Here is a 22,458-nt window from a genome sequence, read left to right on the forward strand (position 1 = left end):
ATGATTTCTTTCCGGCATCACCTGATTACACTGGCTGCTGTATTCATCGCTCTCGGAGTCGGTATCCTGCTGGGCGGAACAGCGGGACATCCCTGGTTTTCCCAGGGCGCTCAAGAAATTTTGCTGAAAATGGAGGCGAAGTACGACCGGGCACTCAAAAGCAACCAGGACTTGAAGCAGCAAATCAATCGGCTGCTTCAGGAAGTCGAGCAACGCAACGAGGAAGTCGTCCACATGATGGCGATGCGCTACGGCAATGAATTGGGAGGAAAAAAGGTATACGTCTGGCAGGAGGGCGACAAGGAAGCCCGGCCTATTACCCGCTTGATGCACGCCATGGGGGTTGAGGTTGTTCCTTACGAGCAGGGCAAGTCGTGGGAAGACGGTTTGTTGCTCGTCGTTGCCAAGCAGCCGCCGCCATGGCTGCAACAAGGGGCGACAGCAGGGAAATGGCTGCTGGTCGAGCAAGTGCCGGACTCGGTCGGCAAGCAGTGGGCCTTGCTGGAAAAAATGCAGCAGCGACTGACGGAAATGAGGGTAGCGCGTGAAAAAAGTTAGCGTCATCATTCCGGCCTATAACGAAGCAGAGGAGATTGGCGTTACGCTGCGGGCGATTCGCGAACGCTTCTTTTGCGATGAGCTGATCGTCGTGGACGACGGCAGCGAGGATGAGACAGCGACCTTGGCCAAAAAATGGGCAGATACGGTGATATCCCACCCGTACAACCTGGGCAAAGGGGCGGCTGTCCAACTGGGCTGGCAGCGCGCGCGTGGCGATGTGATCATGCTTTTGGATGGAGACTTGCGGGAAAGTGCTGCCGAGGCTGAGCATTTGCTCCCTCCGCTTTTGGCTGACGCCTGCGACATGACCGTGGCGATTTTGCCGCCGCCGAAGCAAAAGGCCGGGATGGGCCTGGCAAAAGGGCTCGCTCATCAAGGGATCAAATGGCTGACCGGCTTTGAAGCGCGAGCGCCCTTGTCCGGGCAAAGAGCCATGCGCCGCGACTTGCTGGCCCATCTCGGCAAAGTCGACAAAGGCTTTGGCATCGAGGTCGGGCTTACAGTCGATGCGTTGCGCGCAGGATACCGCATTCACGAAGTGCCTGTCTTGTTTCAGCATCGGGAAACAGGCAACGACTGGCAAGGCTACGCTCATCGCGGCAAAGAATTTGTGGCAATCGGCAGGACGTTGTGCCGAAAGTGGTGGGAGGGAAAAGCTTGGAGATGAAGGTCGTCCTCGGGCTTGCGCTCGCTCTTGGCTTGCCGCTCGTCTGGCATCGCCCGCTGCTCGCGTTTTTTTCGCGGTTTCTGTTGAACCAGGGCATGACTCGATTCAATTACGCTGGAGAACAAGTGCTTACGGCGGGAGGGCTGGTGCTTGTAGCAAGCACGCTGCTTTCGACAGCCGTCCAGCTTTTTTGGGAGGCGTGGACAGCGGCTTTCCAGACTGTGCTGCTGCACGGCATTCTTCTTGCATGCGGAATGGCGGCAATGGCTTGCTGGGGCTGGATCGACGACCGCTCCAACGATGGCGCGACAAAAGGCTTTCGCGGTCATTTTCGCGTCTTGTGGCAAGAAAGGCGAGTGACCAGCGGCATGTGGAAGCTGATCGGCGGAGGGCTTACCGCAGTGGCTGTCTCGCTCTTCCTCACCAGCGACATTTTCGCCTGGCTGGTCGCCTGCGGCTTGCTGGCGATTTCTCCGAACATCCTCAACTTGTTTGACCTAAGACCGGGGCGGGCGATCAAAGTGTATTGGCTGCTCGTCTGCATGGCGATCGCTGTCGGGGTGCTTGCGGCGACGTCAGAGGAGGCGTTGTTTGTCTGGCTGTTCCTGCTGCCACTTCTCGTGGCCAGCGTCCTGTTGTTTCCGCACGACGCAGGAGGCAGGATGATGCTCGGGGATACCGGGGCAAATGCGCTTGGATTTTCCATCGGCTATTTGTATGTGACGACCGTACCGCTTTTGTGGCAAGTGACATTTCTCGCCGGGTTCGTGACGTTGCAGGTTGCGGCGGAGTTTGTGTCCTTTTCGCGGGTCATTGAACGACAGGCGTGGTTGCGCAGGCTGGATGAGTGGGGGAGATGAGCGGGGCATTAAAAAACAGGCAGATCATTACCTGCCTGTTCTACTCGTCGTCTTCTGGCTCGCGAATCATAAAGCGGGGCTGAACCCGATTTTTTTTTCGTTCATGGTGTAAAATGAAGCCCGCAATAAACAAAATAGGGATGACCAGAGCAAGCACGCCGAGGATCAGTTGACCCCACATGAAACCCACATCGGGTGCCGTGGAATAAAAGAAAGCATCACGGATCAGCTTGATTCCGTACATGGCAATCGCAGCCGGGATGACCATGATTAAAAGGGCAATGACTTTCTGTACGATCACTGGTGGTTCACACCTTTCTCTCTCATTTCTTCATCATAGCGAATGCCTGGTTGCTTGTCCACAAGTCCGTGTGTGCACACGAGCGAGCGCACGTTAGGGAGAAGAGCCTGTCCATCAACGGTTTGTTGCAGTACAATGGTAACGAGTAAGATGAAAAGTGAGGGGTCTAGCGCATGCACAAGCTGCTTATAGTAGGTGCTGGACGAGGCGGAACGGCTCTGCTGCGGATGCTGAACCAGATGGACAGGCTGAAAATTGTAGCCGTAGTGGATCATCGGCCTGACGCTCCCGGAATTGCCCTGGCGAAATCGTTTGGAATCAAGGTCGATACGGATTATCGGCCTTATTTGGACGACGAGCTGGACGTCATTTTGGAAGCGACGGGCGACTTGAACGAATACGAGCACCTCAGGCAGCTAAAGCAGGACAAGACGGTGCTCATCCCAGGGACCTTTACGAGAATTGTCATGCGGCTCATTCGCGAGCGTGACAAGCTGATTGCCGTCATGATGCAAAACCAGCGGGAGCGGGAAACGATGCTCGACTCCACGCACGATGCGATTATCGGGGTCAATCGGCAAGGCATTATCACGTTGTTCAACAAAGCGGCAGAACGCTTGATGGACATTGAAGCAAGCGAAGTGCTGGATACAAAAGTATCCGAGCGTATACCCAACACCAGACTACATATTGTATTAGAGACGGGCTGTCCTGAACTGAATCAGGAGCAGATTTTGCCCAATCAGACGAGAATCATTACGAACCGCGTTCCCGTGCGAAACGACAAGGGAGAAGTAGTGGGAGCCGTAGCGATTTTCCGCGACATTACCGAGGTCATGGCGCTGGCGGAGGAAGTGACCGATCTGAAAGAATTGCAAAGCATGCTGCAAGCGATTATTCAGTCTTCCGACGAAGCGATTTCTGTTGTGGATCAAAACGGCATCGGTCTGTTAATCAACCCGGCCTACACGAGACTGACCGGGCTTTCGCCGGACGATATTATCGGCAAGCCGGCTACAGTCGATATCTCCGAAGGCGACAGCATGCACATGCAAGTGTTGAAGACGAAGCGGCCTGTCAGGGGCGTGCCGATGAAGCTCGGCCCCAAGCGCAAGGACGTCGTGGTGAACGTCGCTCCGGTCGTGGTTGATGGCGAGTTGAAAGGCAGCGTCGGGGTCATTCACGACGTATCCGAGTTCAAGCGGCTGACCGAGGAACTGGAAAAAGCGAGACGGATCATCCGAACGCTGGAGGCGAAATACAGCTTCGCAGATATTATCGGCTACAGCGAACAGATGAAAAGCGCCATCGAGCAAGCAAAAAAGGCGGCGTTGACGCCAGCCACCGTGCTGCTGCGCGGCGAATCCGGCACGGGTAAGGAACTGTTTGCCCACGCGATCCACAACGCGAGCGAGCGCAAGTACAACCAGTTTATCCGCGTCAACTGCGCAGCGATCTCCGAAAGCTTGCTGGAGAGCGAGCTGTTCGGCTACGAGGAAGGGGCTTTCACAGGGGCGCGGCGCGGCGGCAAGCGCGGATTGTTCGAGGAAGCAAGCGGGGGCACGATATTTTTAGACGAAATCGGTGAGCTGTCCATGGGGATGCAGGTCATGCTTTTGCGCGTCCTGCAAGAGCGCGAAGTCGTCCGGGTCGGCGGTACGAAACCGATCAACATCGATGTCCGGGTGATTGCAGCCACGCATGTGAATCTCGAAGCGGCGATAGGAGCCGGGAAATTTCGGGAAGACTTGTACTATCGCCTGCATGTGGTGCCCATCCATATTCCTCCGCTCAGACAGCGCCTGGAAGACATCAAGCCGATTGCGATGTACTTGCTGCGCAAGGCGAATCTGGAATACGGCCGCAATGTCGAGGAGCTGCACGAAGAAACGTTGCAAATGCTGTTGTCCTATCATTGGCCGGGCAATGTGCGGGAGCTGGAGAACGTTCTGGGCAGGGCGATGATACATATGCGCATCAATGAGCGCACCATTTTGCCTGAGCATTTGCCCCCGCTGGAGCGGAAAATAAGCCATGCCCGCCAGGAAGCAGAAGTGACGGCAAGCTCCACAGGGAAAACATTGAAGCAAGCGATGGAGGAAGCAGAACGTCAGCATATCATCCGGGAGCTGGCTGCGGCCAAAGGGAACCGGACCGTGGCGGCGAAGCGGTTGGGAATTGCCATTCGCAGTTTGTATTACAAGATGGAAAAATTGGGAATCATGGATGAGCAGGAAGAAAGAAATTAAGCGTGCAATTTTTTGCATGCAAATTCCTGCGCGACCATGCAAAAACATGCACACTTGACGGATGGAGATTTCATCCACGTCCCTAATAATAAAGCGCTTTCAAAATGCGGAGGGTGTTGGCATGACTTTTGCATAAACTGCTTGACGGGAAATTCTCCACACGGAGCCCACTGTTAACCCAGAAGAATGAGACTAGGGAGGTTTCTTCATTGAACATCTTTGACTACATGCAAAAGTACGACTACGAGCAACTGGTATTTTGCCAAGACGAAAATTCCGGTTTGAAAGCAATCATTTGCATTCATGATACGACACTCGGACCAGCATTGGGCGGCACGCGCATGTGGCCGTACAAAACCGAAGAAGAAGCGATCATCGACGTACTGCGTCTCGGTCGCGGCATGACTTACAAAAATGCTGCTGCTGGCCTCAATATTGGCGGCGGTAAAGCCGTGATCATCGGAGATCCGCGCCAGCATAAAAGTGAAGAGCTGTTCCGCGCATTCGGCCGCTACATCCAAGGTCTGAATGGCCGTTACATCACAGCAGAAGACGTAGGTACGACTGTTGCTGACATGGACATGATCCACCTGGAAACCGACTACGTAACAGGCGTTTCTCCTGCATTCGGCTCCAGCGGCAACCCGTCTCCGGTCACAGCTTACGGGGTATATCGCGGTATGAAGGCATCTGCGAAGCTCGCTTTCGGATCTGATTCCTTGTCCGGCCGTGTCGTTGCTGTACAAGGTGTAGGAAACGTGGCATACAACCTGTGCCGCCACCTGCATGAGGAAGGCGCACACCTGATCGTAACCGACATCAATGAAGAAAACGTAAACCGCGCTGTCAACGATTTCGGAGCAAAAGCAGTTGGCGTCAACGACATCTTTGGCGTAGAGTGCGACATCTTCTCTCCTTGCGCGCTTGGTGCGATCATCAACGACGACACCATTCCGCTGTTGAAAGCAAAAGTAATTGCCGGTGCGGCGAACAACCAGCTGAAAGAAGAGCGTCACGGCGATCAAATCCACGAAATGGGTCTGATCTACGCGCCAGACTATGTGATCAACGCAGGCGGCGTTATCAACGTGGCTGACGAACTGCAAGGCTATAACCGCGAGCGCGCCCTGAAAAAAGTAGAAACCATCTACGACACGATCTTGAAAGTGTACGAAATTGCTGAGCGCGACGGCATGCCATCCTACAAGGCGGCTGACCGCATGGCAGAAGAGCGCATTGCCAGCGTGGGCAAATCCCGCAATACTTTCCTGCAAAACGGAAAAACGGTTTACCACCGCTAATCGTTCCTAAATGAAACCATTCCCCTGCTCCCGCTCTTTCTTTTTCTCGATGAATGGGCGGTCAGGGGGTACATATCCTCTGTTCTTAGAATATTCTCATTCTCATAAAAACGTAGGCAAACGCCACAAAAGAGCAGCAACCAGCTTTTTCGACTGTCTTCGCCAATGCGTGAAGGCGCTTCTATGAAAGGAGAGCTCAAGCATGTCACAAGAATTTGATCTGGTCGTTCTCGGTGGAGGAACCGGCGGCTATGTAGCAGCGATCCGTGCGTCCCAGTTGGGAATGAAAGTCGCGATTGTGGAAAAAGAAAAGCTGGGTGGAACGTGCCTGCATCGCGGCTGCATTCCGTCCAAAGCGCTTTTGCGCAGCGCAGAAGTATTTTCGACCTTGAAGGAAGCGGACAAATACGGTGTATCGGCAGGCGCGGTTGGCTATGATTTCAGCAAAATCCAGGAGCGCAAGCAAGGCATTATCGACCAACTTCATAAAGGGATTCAATACTTGATGAAAAAAGGCAGCATCACGATTTTCGAAGGCTTCGGTCGCGTGATGGGGCCATCCATCTTTTCGCCGCAAGCAGGTGCTGTCCGCATTGAAAAAGAAAACGGCGATCAGGAAATGATCGTGCCGCGCTTTTTGCTGCTCGCGACGGGTTCCCGCCCGCGTACGCTTCCTGGGCTGGTCATTGACGGCTCTTATGTAGTGACGAGCGACGAGGCACTCCAGTGGGAACAGTTGCCGAAGTCGGTCGTGATCGTCGGAGGCGGCGTGATCGGAATCGAGTGGGCGTCCATGCTGAACGACTTTGGCGTCGATGTGACGATTGTCGAGTACGCAGATCGCATTTTGCCATTCGAAGACGAAGAAGTGAGCAAGGAACTGGCTCGCTTGCTGAAAAAACGCAAAGTCAACATCGTCACAGGGGCGAAGGTGCTTCCCGAGATGCTGGAAAAAGGCGAGGGCAAAGTCAGCATTTCGGCTGAGACGAAAAACGGCGTCGACCGTTTTGAAGCAGAAAAAGTTCTCGTCTCGGTAGGCCGCCAAGCCAATGTAGAAAACATCGGCCTCGAAGCGACCGAGATCAAGATCGAGCGTGGAGTCGTCGTGGTCAACGAACATTTCCAGACGGCAGAATCGCATATATATGCCATTGGCGATGTGATTGGCGGCTTGCAGCTGGCTCACGTTGCTTCGCACGAAGGAATTTTGGCTGTCGAGCACATGGCTGGGCTGAATCCGCATCCGCTCGATTACACGAAGATTCCCAAATGCACGTACAGCCGTCCGGAAGTGGCGAATGTCGGCTTGACGGAAAAAGAGGCGCGCGAGCAAGGCTTTGAAGTAAAGGTAGGCAAATTCAGCTTCAAGCCATTGGGCAAGGCACTGATCCATGGCGAGAATGACGGCTTTGTGAAGTTGGTCGTTGATGCCAAAACGAATGATTTGCTAGGGGTTCACATGATCGGTACGCACGTGACCGACATGATCTCCGAGGCGGGCTTGGCCCGGGTACTGGATGCGACGCCATGGGAGATTGGACAGACCATCCATCCGCATCCATCTCTCTCAGAGGCGATTATGGAAGCGGCATTGGCCGTCGATGGAAAAGCGATTCACAATTAGCAAGGAGGGTATCCACAATGACAACCAAACGGCATGAACAAGTTGGTTTGACAGATGCGCAAGTTCTGGACATGTACTATTACATGCTGCTCGCGCGAAAAATTGACGAACGCCAGTGGCTGTTGAATCGGGCGGGCAAAGTGCCATTCGTCATTTCCTGCCAGGGTCAGGAGGCAGCACAGGTAGGAGCAGCTTTCGCTCTGGAGACGGACAAAGACTTCTTGTGCCCGTACTATCGCGATCTCGGCCTGGTGCTGGTATTTGGTCAGACTGCCCGTGATTGCATGCTCTCCGCTTTTGCCAAAGCAGAAGATCCGAACAGTGGCGGCCGCCAAATGCCTGGTCACTTCGGCGGTAAAAAATACAACATCCTGACAGGTTCCAGCCCGGTTACGACCCAAGTGCCGCATGCGGTGGGCATGGCCTTGGCAGGCAAAATGCAAAACAAAGATTTTGTCGTGTACACCTCTTTCGGGGAAGGCTCCAGCAACCAGGGGGATTTCCACGAGGGTGCCAACTTTGCGGGCGTGCACAAGCTCCCGGTCATCTTTTTCTGTGAAAACAACAAGTACGCTATCTCTGTTCCATTGAAGAAGCAACTGGCTTGCGAAAGCGTGGCGGACCGCGCTCTTGGCTACGGCTTCCCGGGTGTCAGCGTAGACGGCAACGATCCGATTGAAGTGTATCGCGTCATGAAGGAAGCTGTTGATCGCGCTCGTCGCGGTGAAGGAGCAACCTTGATCGAAGCGGTCATGTACCGTCTGGTTCCCCATTCGAGTGACGACGACGACCGCGTCTATCGCACGCGTGAAGAAGTCGAAGAAGCGAAGAAAAAAGATCCGTTGATCGTTTTCGCGGCTTACTTGAGAGAAATCGGCTTGCTCGATGAAAATACAGAAGCGGATATGCTGGCTCGTGTGCAGCTGGAAGTGGACGAAGCGACCGAGTATGCGGAAAACGCACCATATCCGACACCTGAATCGACATTGACTCACGTATACGGGAACTAAGGGGGGATCTTTCATGGCAGTCATTTCGTTTATTGATGCGATTACGATGGCGATGCGGGAAGAAATGCGTCGCGATCCCAATGTGTTTATTCTTGGAGAAGACGTAGGGGTACGCGGTGGCGTATTCCGTGCGACCAATGGATTGATTGATGAATTTGGCGAGGAGCGCGTGATTGATACTCCGCTGGCTGAATCGGCGATTGTCGGGGTAGGGATCGGGGCGGCTGCTTACGGCATGCGGCCGATTGCGGAAATCCAGTTTGCCGACTTCATCATGCCAGCCGTCAACCAGATTGTCAGCGAAGCGGCGAAGATGCGCTACCGTTCCAACAACGACTGGAATTGCCCGCTCACGATCCGGGCTCCATTCGGCGGCGGCGTGCACGGCGCTCTCTATCACTCGCAGTCGGTGGAAGCGATGTTTACGAATATCCCTGGGCTGAAAGTGGTGGCTCCGTCCACCCCGTACGATGCAAAAGGCTTGCTCAAAGCGGCGATCCGCGACGAGGACCCGGTTCTCTTTTTCGAGCACAAGCGTTGCTATCGCCTGATCAAAGGCGAAGTGCCTGAGCACGACTATGTCCTGCCGATCGGAAAAGCGGACGTCAAGCGTGAAGGTACGGACATTACGGTTATTTCTTACGGACTCGCCCTGCACTTCTGCCTGCAAGCAGCCGAGAAGCTCGCACAGGAAGGTATCAGCGCGCATGTTCTCGACTTGCGCACCTTGTACCCATTGGATAAGGAAGCGATTGCAGAAGCTGCCTCCAAGACCGGAAAAGTGCTGATCGTGCACGAAGACAACAAAGAGGGCGGAGTCGGCGGAGAGGTGGCGGCGATCGTTGCCGAGCATTGCCTGTTCGATCTCGATGCGCCAATCAAACGTCTGTGCGGACCGGATGTACCTGCAATGCCGTACAGTCCTCCGATGGAGAAATTTTTCATGCTGAATCCGGATAAAGTGTTGGAAGCAATGCGCGAGTTGGCCAACTTTTAAAGGCGAGGAGGACCACAGGTCATGGCAACGAAAGTACTTATGCCCCAACTGGGTGAGAGTGTAACCGAGGGGACTATCAGCAAATGGCTGGTCAATGTTGGCGATACCGTCAAAAAATACGATTCATTGGCTGAAGTGACGACGGACAAAGTGAATGCGGAAGTTCCTTCTACCGTATCCGGTCGGGTAACGGAGATCGTGGTTGCGGAAGGAGAAACTGTAGCAGTCGGAACGTTGATTCTATATATCGAAGAAAGTGGCGGAGGATCGGCGGAGCAAGCGAGTCCGGCAGCTGAGGCGGCTGCCCCAGCTACACCAGCCGTGGCAGCCAGCCAACCAAGCGCAGCGCCTGCGGTGGCAGCGATCTCGGTGCCATCTGCTTCTGCCGCTGCTCCACAGGCAGCTGGAAACGAAGGGCCTAAGCAACGTTATTCTCCTGCTGTGATGATGCTTTCCCAGCAGCATGGCATTGATTTGTCGCGCGTCGCAGGCACGGGTGCGGGAGGGCGCATTACGCGCAAGGACGTGCAAGCAATCATTGATGCAGGTGGTCAAAAACCTGCTGAACCAGTAGTGGAAGCTGTTGCCCAAGCGCCAGTGGCGGCAACGCCTGCGCCTGCTGCGACAACCCCTGCACCACAAGCGACCGCTGCTCCAGTTGCGACACCAGCAGCTTCAATCGACATCCCGGTTGCCAGCGGCGATCAAGTCGTTCCGGTGACGCCTATCCGCCGCACGATCGCCAGCCGCATGGTGCAGAGCAAGCACGAAGCTCCGCATGCCTGGACGATGATCGAGGTGGACGTAACCAATCTGGTCAACTTCCGCAACCAGGCCAAATCTGAGTTCGCCAAAAAAGAAGGGCTCAATCTGACTTTCTTGCCGTTCTTTATCAAGGCGGTCGTGGAAGCGCTGAAAGAATTTCCGATGATCAATTCCACCTGGGCGAATGACAAGATCATCGTGAAAAAAGACATCAACATCTCGATCGCCGTTGCGACAGAAGATGCCCTGTATGTGCCTGTCATCAAGGATGCCGATCAAAAATCCATCCTGGGCATCGCCAAGTCGGTTGACGATCTGGCTGCGCGCACGCGCGCCGGCAAGCTGACGATGGACGACATGACTGGCGGTACGTTCACCGTGAACAATACCGGGTCTTTCGGCTCTGTTCTGTCCCAGCCGATCATCAATGCACCACAGGCAGCGATTCTCAGCGTGGAATCCATCGTAAAACGCCCGGTTGTCATCAACGACATGATCGCGGTACGTTCGATGGTGAACTTGTGCATGTCTTTGGATCACCGCGTGCTCGACGGGCTCATTTGCGGACGTTTCCTGCAAAGCGTGAAGCAGAAGCTGGAGAGCATCGGGCCGGACACCAAGCTGTACTGATTTTGCCGAAGGACGGGTTACACCCTGCAACCAGGTCGAAGCAGACCTGGTTTTTTGCTTGATAAAAATTTTTGAGCTGTTTCTTTTTGGACTGTAACTTTTTCGCGGGCGACATCGTCTTAGCAATAGTAGCCAATGGGTCTCGAATCTTCCATAGAAGAGATTCCCACCAGATATCATTTATGGTAAACTGGTAGCGACCTGCTAGAGAAAAATTTCCAGATTATAGGCAAATGTGGGAGGAAAAACATGGAGAAAAGTAAAAAAGCACTACCATTAGTGCTGGCATCAGCGCTGGCCGCTACACCTTTTGTTGCTGTACCGCAAGAGGCGCATGCCGTAAGCAAGGTGTCTGTCACGGCAAAAGATGACGGGGTAGATGAAGATAGCAAGTACACGATTAAATTTACGATGAAGGACGACCTGGAAAAAGGCGACTCCATCACAATCGAATTTGACTCTGATTTCAAAATCAGCAAAAACATCGACGAAAGCGACATCGATGCCGATTTCGACATAAAAACCGTAAAAGTCAGCAGCAATGAAATCAAAATCACGGTAAACGAAAGTGTTGACGCTGGAAAAATTACCATCGATATCACTTCCGGCATCACTAACCCGAAAAGCAAAGGCACGTACGATGTCACCGTAGGTACTAGCAATGACGACGATGAAGATACCGGCGAGATCGAAATCAAAAAGAGCGGCAGCTCCAGCTCTAGCAGCGGTTCAAGCAGTGACTACGCGGTTTCGCTCGGTTCCAAGGGAGCTGGCGATGAAACCAGCATCAAGCTGGGAAAAATCTCGCTCAAAGGCAGCGACGAACTGGAAACGAACGAATACATCACTGTAGTTTTCCCAGACAAAAACATGCTGCCGTCCAGCATTGATTCGAGCGATGTCAAAGTCAACGGAACGACTGTCAAGTCTGTCAGCGTAAACAAAGGCGAAGTAGAAATCAAAGTTCCAAGCTCCGTTGACGGAGATGACTACATGACCATCGAGTTCAGCAAATCGGCTGGTATTGAAAATCCGAGCAGTGCTGACAAATATACATTCAAAGTGAAGTACGACGGGGTTACATACGAGTCCGAAAAATTCGAGATCACCAAATCCGGTTCCAGCACCAGCACGGCTACCAGTGCTTTCTCCGTCAATTTGTCTGATCCAGCTGCTGGCGCGCGCACCAGCTACACTTTTGATGCGGACTTCGGCAACAAACAGCTCCGAGCGGACGAAGACCTCATTTTGGAATTTCCTTCTTCCGACATGGTGCCAGGCATCTTGAGCGCATCCGAATTTACATTGAACGGAAAAACAGCGAAGCGTGTAAGCGCTGCGGGCAACAAAGTATACGTAACAGCTCCTTCCAACTTCTCTTCGACCAGCGAAGTGAAAGTCGTTGTTGCTGTGGGAGCATGGATCACCAATCCGAAATCGGCGGGTAGCTACACGCTCAAAGCAACGGTTGCAGGCCGCACTTTGGAATCCAAATCGTTTTCCGTTAGCGGATCTTCGGTAAATCCAACGCCAAATCCGACTCCAACGCCGACTCCAGTGCCGAACACCACAGTGAACAACAGCACTGCGACGATCGGTCTGACTTCCACAGCGGTTGGAAAAGCGACAGGCGTCAATGTGGCAATCAAAACATTGGGTGTAGGGCTTGTGAAGCAACGCGATTTCGTTGAGCTTGTATTCCCGGCAGGTTACAAAGTTCCGGCTTACATCGCTCCGGCGAACGTGTCTGTGAACGGCGTGGCAGCCAACTATGTTGCTGTGCGCGGCCAAAATGTGCTGATTTACCCATCCCAGGACATCCCTGCTGCCACTGCGGCGAACATCAGCATCAATGCAGCGGCGAATATCGTGAATCCAGCGGTGAAAAGCACTTACAGCATCAGCGTGTTTACCTCTGAAGAAAAAGGTCTGCTGTTTGCACGGGCGGTAGGTGTAGGTATGCCTGCTCCAGCTCAACCTGCTCAGCCAGCACAACCTTCCGTAGCTGTGCCTGCAAATGCGGCTCTGTTCAAAGTAGGTACTGCGAACTTCACCGTAAACGGAAAAGCGTATCCGCTGCAAGTAGCGCCTACGATTGTGAATGGCAACACGACAATGGTGCCTGCGCAATTTTTCAAAGAAGCGCTGTCCTTGACTACACAATGGAACAACAAAGACGTCGCGGTAATCAGCGGCACAAAAGTGTTGAAGTTTACTGTTGGCTCCAATAAAGCGAAGCTGGGCGCTCAAGAAATTACGCTCCCTGCGCCAGTTGTTTTGAACAATGGCATGCCGATGGTTCCAATCCGTACGGTAACCGATAACCTCGGTTATAAAGTAGGCTGGGATGCGAAAACATCCAGCGTGTTTGTCTACAAATAATAAACAGGCAACAAAACGAGAAACCCCCTGCGCAGCTTGACAAAGGCTGCAGCAGGGGGTTTTTGCTTGCAAGACAGTTGAGTCTCGCCGCTTACAGATAGTAAAAGAACGTTGGGATGATCAGGGAGAGAATCAACAACCCGATGAGGATTTTTGCGAACAGGGATTGAAATTTCATAACAGAAAAAACCTCCTTTCAGATCGGAAAATGCCCAAATAAAAGGAAAAGATCAGGTAATTTCGACCCTGGCTATGCTAGAATAAAAAAGTACGATCGAATGACCTCAACAGGATTGTACCGAAATGTCGCTTTCGAGACAACCATTTGAAAAAGGATGATGGCTGTGAGCACCCCAAACAAAATTGCCCATATCGGGATCGCGGTAAAGAGTCTGGAGAAGACGCTTCCTTTTTACACGGAGCAGTTGGGCTTGCGATTGGTAGGATCAGAAGTGGTAGAAAGCGAGCAGGTCAAGGTAGCGTTTCTGGCAATCGGGGAAAGCCGAATTGAGCTTTTGGAGCCGCTTGGCGAAGACAGCCCGATTGCCAAGTTCATCGAGAAGCGGGGAGAAGGAATCCACCACATCGCACTGGATGTAGACGACGTCACAACCCGTTTGCAGCAGTTGAAGGAACAGGGAGTGCCGCTCATTCACGAGACACCCAAAGCAGGTGCGCATGACGCCCTGATCGGGTTTTTGCATCCAAAAGCGGCTGGCGGAGTGCTGTACGAGCTGTGCCAATACCCGAAAAACGAAAATTCGCATGTGGACGAGCAATGAGTGAAAAAGAATCACGAGTGATTTCGTAGTAGAAAAAAATTTTTTGCGGTATACTGGAACTTGTGAATATGTACCAAAATCGGGCAAGTAATCGGGAGGTAACGAGTGTGAGTGTGATCAACGAAGAGCGTTTGCTAAACGAGTTTCTGGAGCTTGTGCAAATTGACAGCGAAACGAAAAACGAAGCAGCCGTAAACAAAGTGCTGAAAGAAAAGCTGATCGAGATGGGCTTTACCGTCCAAGAAGACGATGCGGCAGCGAAAACAGGACACGGCGCCAACAACCTGATTGCTACCTTGGAAGGCACAGGAAACGGCCCGGTTATTTTGTTCAGCAGCCATATGGACACGGTAGTGCCAGGAAACGGGATCAAACCGCAAATCCGCGATGGCTATGTATACTCCGATGGCACGACCATTCTGGGAGCGGACGACAAAGCCGGCATTGCTGCGATTTTTGAAGGCATTCGCACGCTGAAGGAACAAAACCTGCCGCATCCAACGATCCAGGTTGTTCTGACAGTCGGGGAAGAATCCGGCCTGGTAGGTTCCCGCGCTTTGGATTCCAGCCTGCTGAAAGCGGAGATGGGCTTCATTCTCGACTCCGAAGGTCCGGTTGGCAAAATCACCGTTGCAGGTGCTGGGCAGTACAGAATCATCACCAAAATCCACGGCAAAGCGGCTCACGCTGGCGTGAATCCAGAGGATGGAATCAGTGCGATTACTGTTGCTAGCAAGGCGATTTCCCGCATGCCTCTGGGGCGCATCGATGCGGACACGACTGCGAACATCGGTCGTTTTGAAGGTGGCCGGGCGTACAACATCGTTACGGACTATGTGGAAATCTGGTCGGAAGCGCGCAGCCTGGTCATGGACAAGCTGGAAGCGCAAGTGAAAAAAATGACGACGGCATTCGAGGAAGCGGCTGCCGAGATGGGCGCTACGTGCGAGAACGAAGTCATTTTCATGTACCATGGCTACAAATTCGATGAATCTACCCCAGTTGTAAACAAAGCGATTGGAGCGGTGAAGCGTATTGACCGCAATCCGGAGCTGGTTGCAAGTGGCGGAGGCAGCGACGGCAACGTATTCAACGGATACAACATTCCGAGCGTGAACTTTGCGATCGGTTATGAAGAAATCCATACGAAAAGCGAGCGCATGCCAATCTCCGAGCTGAACAAAGCGGCAGAACTGGTGCTGGCGATCATCGCAGAAGTACAAGAGTAAACGACAGGTGGCGGAATCCTTCAGAGGGTTCCGCTTTTTTGCTTCTTTTCGGGTTGGATGATTGGGACAATCGTGGTCTGTCATACACTGTAGGAAGGAGCGGACGAGGGGGAAGAGCATGCTGCATTTGGCAACGGGTACGGTCATTCGCGTGTTGGAGCGGCAAACAGGCATGCAAGTGCTGGAGGTAAAGCTGAGCAGGCAAGAAGCGGGAAGCCTGCAAACGCAAAAGGCGATTTCTTTTGCCCGGGAGGAATACTCCCCAGGAGACAATCTTTTGCTCAACACGACAGCGCTTCAGCTGCAGTTGGGGACAGGCGGATTTCATCTGGTCGTGGGCAAAAGCGCCGGGGAAGTCGATTGTGATGTGGCTCCGAGCGAATGGGGGCATATTATGAAAATGCGTTATTCCCCGTGGCAATTGGCAGTGGATGCCGTGGAAGAACAGGCAAGCCCTTTTCATGAGCTGTTTTTGCAGGCAGACTTGACGCTGGAAGGTACGCCTGTGTTGATCGGAGAGCTGCACAGCTTGTTGCCGCCAGCTGTTCTTGCCTTAAAAGAGAAGCATCCGCAGTTGCGGATCGTCTATGTGATGCCTGACGCTGCTTCGCTGCCGATTGCTTTCAGCCAGCACGTCCGGCAGTTGTCGCGAGCAGGCCATTTGACAGCGACAGTCACGACTGGACACGCCTGGGGAGGAAATCGCGAGGCGGTGACGATTCACAGCGGTTTGCTGGCCGCACGTCATGTGGAAAAGGCAGATGTCATCCTGTGCATGCTTGGGCCTGGCGTCGCAGGTACGGGTACAGTGTACGGATTTTCCGGCGTTCAACTGGCGGAAGTCATTCACGCCGTGTCGGCTCTTGGCGGGACCCCTTTTTTTATCCCGCGCATCAGCTTTGCTGACCAGCGCAGCAGGCATTACGGAATCAGCCATCATACGACCGCAATTTTGGGGCGGTTTGCCCTGGCGCCGACAATCGTGACGTTGCCTGTTCTCGGAGACGAGCGCGATTGTCTCATTGAGCAGCAGGCGCAGGCGATTGTCAACAGTTCCGCCAAACACGTTCTGGTCAGAGGCAAGGCTCCTGCAAGCGAGCGTTTGAAGGCGTTGGAGCAAAGGCACGGCTTGTCCTTTTCTACGATGGGCAGAAGCTGGGAAGTGGACTGCGTGCCGTTTCAAACCGCTGTGTTGGCGGCAGATATGCTGGGAAAAAGCATGCAAAGCGGCAAGCTCGCTGCTAACGGCGAGCCGCGTTTGCCCGTTTCGTCAGGTACTCTTGAAGCGTTAGGTCTTTACTTGACCAGGAACGAAGAGCAGCCTTGATTTCCCAAGCTTTCCCGACCATTCGCAATTGCTTTTCGCTGACATAGGTTTTCATCCACAATCTCCTCCGATACAATAGGGTGGACAAGCTTCATGCTCCCAACTTATGGAGGGACAAGTGGATTTAGAACGCCAAGCTGAAAAAAGGATGATGAATGTGAGCAAGCAAGATCATTTGTACGAAAAAACGATTGCCAGCCAATCGATTTACGAAGGGCGAATCATTAAACTGAAAGTGGATGACGTGCTTTTGCCTAACGGAAACACGGCGAAGCGCGAGATTGTCAATCATCCGGGGGCTGTTGCGGTTCTCGCCTTGACCGACGATAACAAGCTCGTAGCTGTACGCCAATTCCGCAAGCCGCTGGAGCAAACGATCGTGGAAATCCCGGCGGGTAAGCTGGAAGCGGGCGAGGAGCCGTTGACTTGCGCCATGCGCGAACTGGAAGAAGAGACAGGCTATGTGGCGAGCCATTACGAGCCGCTCAGTGCTTTTTACACGTCTCCGGGATTTGCCGATGAGCTTTTGCATGTGTTTGTCGCTACAGGGCTGACAAAGGGCGAGAGCAAGCCGGACGAGGACGAATTTGTGGACACCCTCGAATTGACGCTGGAGGAGGCGCGCGAGTTGCATAAAAACGGGGAGATTCGCGATGCCAAAACGGTCGTAGCCTTGTTTGCCTGGGAGAACAAATTGCTGAGAGAGCAGTTGAAGGGCTGATGCACAACTACTTTTGCGACATGCACATCCATATTGGCGGCACGTGGACGGGCAAGCCGGTGAAAATAACGGCTTCACGGCAGATGACGCTGACCAAAATATTGGAGGAAGCTTCGGAAAAAAAGGGCATGGACGTCATCGGGATCATTGATTCGCACTCGCCCGAGGTGCAGGACGAGCTGCTGTCCCTTCTGGAAGCGGGTGTAGCGGCGGAGCACGAGCACGGAGGGATTTTGTACAAGGGAACGATGCTCATCTTGGGCTGCGAACTGGAAATCAAGGAGCCGGGCAGGGGAGAAGCGCATTTTCTTGTCTACTTGCCGACGCTTTGCGCCATGCAGCAATGGACACGCTGGCTCTCGCAGCGCTGCAAAAATGTCCAGTTAAGCTCGCAGCGTGTGTCGGCGCGTTTGCGCGAGCTTCAGGAATGGGTGGAGCACCTTGGCGGCCTGTTGATTCCTGCCCATATTTTTACGCCGCACAAGGGGCTGTACGGCAGTTGTACCGATCATTTGGCTGACGTGCTGGACCCAACCTTGGTACATGCTGTGGAGCTTGGGCTGAGTGCCAATACGGACATGGCGGATCGGTTGTCCGAGCTGCACACCAAAACGTTTCTCACCAATTCGGACGCGCATTCGCTCGGGAAAATTGGCAGGGAGTATCAGAGCATCCGCATGGCTGAGCGTTCTTTTGCCGAATGGGAAAAGGCGATTCGCCGCCAGGACGGCAGAGCTGTTGCGGTCAACTACGGTTTGCATCCGCAACTGGGCAAATATCATCAGACGGCTTGCCAAGGCTGCCAGTCGCTCTTGCCGGCCGATGCTGCGGGGAGATGCCCGGAGTGCGGTCACAAGCGGATTGTGCGGGGTGTGGCAGCCCGCATTGATGAGTTGGCCGATCGGGAGGCGGGAGCGCACCCTGCGTTTCGTCCTCCTTATATCGAGCAGTTTCCGCTGGAGTTTATCCCCGGAATCGGGCCGAAACTGCTTGAGAAGCTGTACCAAGCCTTCGGGACGCAAATGAATGTGGTGCATAGAGCCACGGAGGACGAGTTGGCAAAGGTCGTCGGAGAAAAAATCGCCAAGCTCATTGTCGCGGGCAGGGACGGATCGTTGAACGTGCAAAAAGGCGGCGCGGGTACTTACGGAAAGGTGATTTTGTCATAGCGGTCATAGTCGCCACCCCCGGCGCATAAGCTGTACAGTAATCAGCGAAGCGGGAGGGGACGAACCGTGCGTTCACGAGTCGGACAAACTATCCAATCCTATATGAGAGAACATCAGTCGCTCTATTGGTTTACGATCGTCCTGTTTACCATGGGGATCATCTTCGGTGCTGTGCTCGTCAACTCGCTGCCGCTCTCGCAAAAGCAGGAGTTGTACGGATTTCTCCAATATTTTTTTAACAGCCTGAGCACAAGCGGCATCCCGGAAACGAGCGCCCATTTTCAGCAGTCGTTCGGGCATTATTCGAAGACAGTTGCGATCATGTGGGTATTGGGCTTGTCCATCATCGGCCTGCCAATGATTTTGTTGATGCTGTTTCTCAAAGGGGTCGTCATCGGATTTACTGTCGGCTTTTTGGTCAGCCAGTTGCAGTGGAAAGGAGTAACGTTCGCCATGCTGGGCGTTCTCCCGCAAAACTTGCTCGTCGTCCCGGCCTTGTTCATTGTAGGTGTAAGCGGAATTTCTTTTTCCATGCGGCTGATTCAAACCCGGTTGTTAAGCAAGCGAGACGGGATCATGCCACATTTTATGGGCTACACCGTCCTTGTCATATCGATGCTCGGCGTGCTGACGCTGGCTGCTTTGTTCGAGACTTTTGTTTCACCGAGGCTGATGCAGCTCGTAATTAATTAAGAATTATTATCAGGTAATAACTTATGCATTTGACTTATTCGACGCCCCTCTACTATAATAGGAACAGGTTTCATGCGAGCGGGGAGGGGCATTAATGTTGGAAGAAAAATTAGAGAAGATCAAGCAACAGTTGCATTCACAGAACTACAAGCTGACACCACAGCGTGAAGCCACTGTTCGCGTCTTGCTGGAAAACGAAGAAGATCACTTGAGCGCGGAAGATGTTTATTTGCTGGTGAAGGATAAAGCTCCGGAAATCGGGCTTGCTACTGTATACAGGACACTTGAGCTTTTGAGCGACTTGAAAATCCTTCATAAAATGAACTTTGGCGATGGGGTAGCGAGATACGATTTGCGCGATGACAACGCAGCTTACCACCACCATCACCTGATCTGCCTCAATTGCGGAACCGTGGACGAAATTTTTGAAGACTTGCTTGTCAGTGCAGAAGAAAAGGTCAAGAATGTTTATAACTTTGCTATTACCGACCACCGACTTACCTTTTACGGCGTTTGCAGCCGCTGCATCGATAAAGTGAACGTAGAGGACTTCAAATAAGCCAACTTCTCTGGGAACGGAGAAGTTTTTTCTTTTTCCGGGAGAGCTTTTGTAATGGCCTGCGTTTTCCTGTGGCATCCTAAAACAGTACATGGAGACAGGAGGCGAGATGGCTTTTGATTATTGGTGTGCCAAAAGAAATCAAAAACAATGAAAATCGCGTCGGACTGACGCCTGCTGGTGCAAGTTCCTACAAGCAAGCGGGACATCGCGTGCTGGTGGAGACGCAAGCAGGTGTCGGTTCCGGCTTTACCGATGAAGACTACGCAGCAGCCGGGGCCGAAATTCAGCCGTCCGCTGAGGAAGTATGGAAAAAGGCGGACATGATTTGCAAGGTAAAAGAGCCGTTGCCAGACGAGTACGCTTATTTTCGGGAAAATCAAATCTTGTTTACGTATCTGCATCTCGCCCCTGAACGGGAATTGACCGAACAGTTGCGGGCGAAAAAGGTGGTGGCGGTTGCGTACGAGACGATTCAAACCGACAGCGGTGCCCTGCCTTTGCTCATGCCGATGAGCGAAGTGGCGGGGAGAATGTCTGTGCAGATCGGAGCGCAGTTCCTGGAGAAGCCGCACGGTGGCAAAGGCGTTCTCCTGGGAGGAGTGCCTGGCGTACTGCCCGGTCATGTCGTCATCGTCGGCGGTGGCATCGTCGGAACGAATGCGGCGCGGATGGCAATCGGGCTGGGAGCGAACGTTACGCTGCTCGATATTAATGCGAATCGGCTGCGCGAGCTGGATGAGATATTTGGCGGCAGACTGCATACGCTGATGTCCAACTCGTACAATATTGCCGAAGCGGTAAGGCGCGCAGACTTGCTGATCGGCGCGGTGCTCATTCCCGGCGCCCGCGCTCCGCGGCTGGTCACAGAGGAAATGGTCAAGTCCATGACGCCTGGCTCTGTCATTGTCGATGTGGCGATTGACCAGGGAGGCTCCATCGAGACGGTAGACCGGATTTCTACGCACAGTGATCCTACGTATGTCAGACACGGCGTTGTCCACTACTCGGTCGCGAATATGCCGGGAGCTGTGCCGCGCACCTCGACGATTGCGCTGTCCAACGTCACGCTGCCGTACGGGCTGTTGCTGGCAAACAAAGGGTACCGGGCGGCGATTGCCCAACACCGTGCTTTGGCGAGAGGCGTCAACGTGCTGAACGGCCATATCGTTTACGAAGCCGTTGCCCGTTCCTTGTCCTTGCCGTACACCCCTCTGGATGATGTGTTGCAGGACTTGCCGCTGTAGGGCAGAATGGGCGAGGTGGCAGATGCATACATATGGAGAGAGCAGGGAGGTGGACAAAATGGGGGTCCCGTATCGCCGGATTATGGAGGCGCTTCGCTTTTTGCTGTTATTCGTGACATGCTCATTGCTCTCGTACGGTATCGTCACCTTGTTGGCGGATAAACTTTTGCCCGCTGATCCTTATCATGAACCGCACGGCAATGCCGTCAAGGTCGTAAAAATCATCAACTCCCCACAGACACAAGATTGGGACGGTTATCTCGCCCGTTTGCAGCTGTTTTATTTGACGGGAGAGTAATTGCACATTTTTTTGTGTACGGGCAGCAGGAGATTTTTACTTGGTGTGGAAAGCAATACTGGATACTTATCACCTTGAAGGGGACAGCTTCATGGACAGTCTGATTGATCAATTTATCCACTTCCTTTCTGTGGAAAAAGGGTTAGCGCGCAATACCCTGGAATCGTATCAGCGCGACATGGTGGCCTACACCTCGTATCTGAACGAGCAGGGCGTAACCCGTATCGAGGAATCGGCGCGGACACATATCATTGGCTATTTGCTCGTCTTGCGGGAAAAAGGACGGGCAACGGCAACGCTGTCGCGCAACATGGCATCGATCCGTGCTTTTTACCAGTTTCTCGTTCGGGACAAACTCATTGACAAAGACCCTTCGATCCATCTGGAGACGCCCAAAATCGAGAAGCGCTTGCCAAAAGTGCTCTCGGTTGACGAAGTGGAGCGCCTTTTGGACAGTCCTCCTGTCAATCATCCTGCCGGACTGCGGGATAAAGCCATGCTTGAGCTGTTGTATGCGACAGGCATTCGCGTTTCCGAGCTGGTCAATCTGGATAAAGCGGACGTCAATCTGGACATGGGCTTTGTCAAATGTATGGGAAAAGGGTCCAAGGAACGGATTATTCCGCTTGGCTCTGTTGCGATTCAAATGGTCCGCCACTACTTGCAGGCCGGACGTCCCAAATTGGTGAAGGGAAGCGGCGACTCCGCGCTGTTCCTCAATCATTTGGGCAAACAGATCACACGCCAAGGATTTTGGAAAATCATCAAGCGCTATGCCTTGAAAGCCAACATCCGGGCAGAGATTACGCCACATACATTGCGCCATTCCTTTGCGACGCACCTGCTGGAAAACGGAGCAGACCTGCGTTCGGTGCAGGAGATGCTCGGGCACGCGGATATTTCCACGACGCAAATATACACGCATGTGACCCGAACGAGAATCAAGGACATTTATGCCAAAACGCATCCAAGAGCGTAAGGCGGATGCGGCAAACAGATGACTCCGCCCGAGTCTGAGGCGGAGCAAACTTATCTCCATCAGGTCAGACGTCTGACGACCTGTTTTGGAACACTATTCCTTTTTTG

Annotated in this window: 21 protein-coding genes and 1 pseudogene; 20 read left to right on the plus strand and 2 right to left on the minus strand. The window is 53.2% G+C overall.

Going from position 1 to position 22,458, the window contains the following annotated elements; genetic code table 11:
* From M2298_RS05195 to M2298_RS05205, 3 genes are read left to right on the plus strand one after another with little or no spacing between them, the layout of a single operon-like run.
* Entirely contained in the window at positions 1–558 is a 558-nt protein-coding gene (locus M2298_RS05195; protein ID WP_173599148.1) for a copper transporter, read from the plus strand.
* Positions 545–1,228: a glycosyltransferase family 2 protein gene (locus M2298_RS05200; protein WP_173599147.1), complete on the plus strand. Its 684-nt coding sequence runs from the start codon at positions 545–547 to the stop codon at positions 1,226–1,228. The genes M2298_RS05195 and M2298_RS05200 overlap by 14 nt, the downstream gene beginning before the upstream one ends.
* Positions 1,225–2,088 (plus strand): MraY family glycosyltransferase, encoded by an 864-nt coding sequence (locus M2298_RS05205; RefSeq protein WP_280648397.1) that lies wholly within the window; start codon positions 1,225–1,227, stop codon positions 2,086–2,088. Before M2298_RS05200 ends, M2298_RS05205 begins: the two co-directional genes overlap by 4 nt.
* Before the next feature lie 40 nt (positions 2,089–2,128).
* Here M2298_RS05205 and M2298_RS05210 read toward each other — a convergent pair whose 3' ends face one another.
* Positions 2,129–2,389: a DUF2627 domain-containing protein gene (locus tag M2298_RS05210; RefSeq protein ID WP_063226857.1), complete on the minus strand. Its 261-nt coding sequence runs from the start codon at positions 2,387–2,389 to the stop codon at positions 2,129–2,131.
* Between the two features lie 173 nt (positions 2,390–2,562).
* Here M2298_RS05210 and M2298_RS05215 point away from each other — a divergent pair, with 173 nt between their 5' ends.
* The 10 genes from M2298_RS05215 (at position 2,563) to M2298_RS05260 (ending at position 16,685) form a co-directional block, all read left to right on the plus strand.
* Positions 2,563–4,638 carry a sigma 54-interacting transcriptional regulator gene (locus M2298_RS05215; RefSeq protein WP_122965866.1) on the plus strand — a complete coding sequence of 692 codons (2,076 nt, stop codon included), beginning with the start codon at positions 2,563–2,565 and terminating at the stop codon, positions 4,636–4,638.
* Positions 4,639–4,847: 209 nt separating this feature from the next.
* A complete protein-coding gene (locus tag M2298_RS05220) occupies positions 4,848–5,939 on the plus strand; it encodes a Glu/Leu/Phe/Val dehydrogenase dimerization domain-containing protein (RefSeq protein WP_063226859.1) in 1,092 nt (363 codons plus the stop codon).
* Positions 5,940–6,141: 202 nt separating this feature from the next.
* Positions 6,142–7,563, plus strand: coding sequence for a dihydrolipoyl dehydrogenase (lpdA, locus tag M2298_RS05225; RefSeq protein WP_280648294.1), 1,422 nt, complete (start codon positions 6,142–6,144; stop codon positions 7,561–7,563).
* A gap of 17 nt (positions 7,564–7,580) precedes the next feature.
* Positions 7,581–8,573 (plus strand): thiamine pyrophosphate-dependent dehydrogenase E1 component subunit alpha, encoded by a 993-nt coding sequence (locus tag M2298_RS05230; RefSeq protein WP_063226861.1) that lies wholly within the window; start codon positions 7,581–7,583, stop codon positions 8,571–8,573.
* 13 nt (positions 8,574–8,586) lie between these two features.
* The gene (locus M2298_RS05235; protein ID WP_063226862.1) at positions 8,587–9,570 is read left to right on the plus strand and encodes an alpha-ketoacid dehydrogenase subunit beta; all 984 of its coding nucleotides are present in this window, start codon (positions 8,587–8,589) and stop codon (positions 9,568–9,570) included.
* A 21-nt stretch (positions 9,571–9,591) separates the two neighbouring features.
* The gene (locus M2298_RS05240; RefSeq protein WP_280648295.1) at positions 9,592–10,965 is read left to right on the plus strand and encodes a dihydrolipoamide acetyltransferase family protein; all 1,374 of its coding nucleotides are present in this window, start codon (positions 9,592–9,594) and stop codon (positions 10,963–10,965) included.
* 249 nt (positions 10,966–11,214) lie between these two features.
* Positions 11,215–13,347 carry a copper amine oxidase N-terminal domain-containing protein gene (locus tag M2298_RS05245; RefSeq protein ID WP_274875222.1) on the plus strand — a complete coding sequence of 711 codons (2,133 nt, stop codon included), beginning with the start codon at positions 11,215–11,217 and terminating at the stop codon, positions 13,345–13,347.
* A 344-nt stretch (positions 13,348–13,691) separates the two neighbouring features.
* Positions 13,692–14,129, plus strand: a complete 438-nt coding sequence (gene mce, locus M2298_RS05250; protein WP_122965897.1) for a methylmalonyl-CoA epimerase — start codon at positions 13,692–13,694, stop codon at positions 14,127–14,129.
* Between the two features lie 107 nt (positions 14,130–14,236).
* Positions 14,237–15,358 (plus strand): M20/M25/M40 family metallo-hydrolase, encoded by a 1,122-nt coding sequence (locus tag M2298_RS05255; RefSeq protein WP_122965870.1) that lies wholly within the window; start codon positions 14,237–14,239, stop codon positions 15,356–15,358.
* 118 nt (positions 15,359–15,476) lie between these two features.
* Positions 15,477–16,685 (plus strand): DUF3866 family protein, encoded by a 1,209-nt coding sequence (locus M2298_RS05260; RefSeq protein WP_280648296.1) that lies wholly within the window; start codon positions 15,477–15,479, stop codon positions 16,683–16,685.
* A gap of 7 nt (positions 16,686–16,692) precedes the next feature.
* Here M2298_RS05260 and M2298_RS28185 read toward each other — a convergent pair.
* Positions 16,693–16,740, minus strand: a pseudogene (locus M2298_RS28185) (hypothetical protein); the annotation flags it as partial.
* 102 nt (positions 16,741–16,842) lie between these two features.
* Between M2298_RS28185 and M2298_RS05265 the strand changes: the two are divergent.
* The 7 genes from M2298_RS05265 to xerD all read left to right on the plus strand — a co-directional run bounded on the left by M2298_RS05265 (position 16,843) and on the right by xerD (position 22,351).
* Complete coding sequence (locus M2298_RS05265; RefSeq protein WP_122965898.1) at positions 16,843–17,406, plus strand: NUDIX domain-containing protein; 564 nt, start codon at positions 16,843–16,845, stop codon at positions 17,404–17,406.
* Positions 17,406–18,575 (plus strand): endonuclease Q family protein, encoded by a 1,170-nt coding sequence (locus M2298_RS05270; RefSeq protein WP_173595782.1) that lies wholly within the window; start codon positions 17,406–17,408, stop codon positions 18,573–18,575. The genes M2298_RS05265 and M2298_RS05270 overlap by 1 nt, the downstream gene beginning before the upstream one ends.
* Positions 18,576–18,641: 66 nt before the next feature.
* Positions 18,642–19,268 (plus strand): stage II sporulation protein M, encoded by a 627-nt coding sequence (gene spoIIM / locus M2298_RS05275; protein WP_122965874.1) that lies wholly within the window; start codon positions 18,642–18,644, stop codon positions 19,266–19,268.
* A gap of 94 nt (positions 19,269–19,362) precedes the next feature.
* Complete coding sequence (gene fur / locus M2298_RS05280; RefSeq protein ID WP_063226868.1) at positions 19,363–19,827, plus strand: ferric iron uptake transcriptional regulator; 465 nt, start codon at positions 19,363–19,365, stop codon at positions 19,825–19,827.
* A gap of 116 nt (positions 19,828–19,943) precedes the next feature.
* The gene (gene ald, locus M2298_RS05285) at positions 19,944–21,074 is read left to right on the plus strand and encodes an alanine dehydrogenase (RefSeq protein ID WP_173599143.1); all 1,131 of its coding nucleotides are present in this window, start codon (positions 19,944–19,946) and stop codon (positions 21,072–21,074) included.
* 58 nt (positions 21,075–21,132) lie between these two features.
* Positions 21,133–21,372, plus strand: coding sequence for a YqzK family protein (locus tag M2298_RS05290; RefSeq protein WP_122965876.1), 240 nt, complete (start codon positions 21,133–21,135; stop codon positions 21,370–21,372).
* 91 nt (positions 21,373–21,463) lie between these two features.
* Positions 21,464–22,351, plus strand: a complete 888-nt coding sequence (xerD, locus tag M2298_RS05295) for a site-specific tyrosine recombinase XerD (protein ID WP_122965899.1) — start codon at positions 21,464–21,466, stop codon at positions 22,349–22,351.
* The last annotated feature ends 107 nt before the right edge of the window (positions 22,352–22,458 follow it).

This window comes from Brevibacillus sp. 1238 (genome assembly GCF_029892995.1).
In the GTDB taxonomy this organism is placed as follows: Bacteria; Bacillota; Bacilli; order Brevibacillales; family Brevibacillaceae; genus Brevibacillus; species Brevibacillus parabrevis.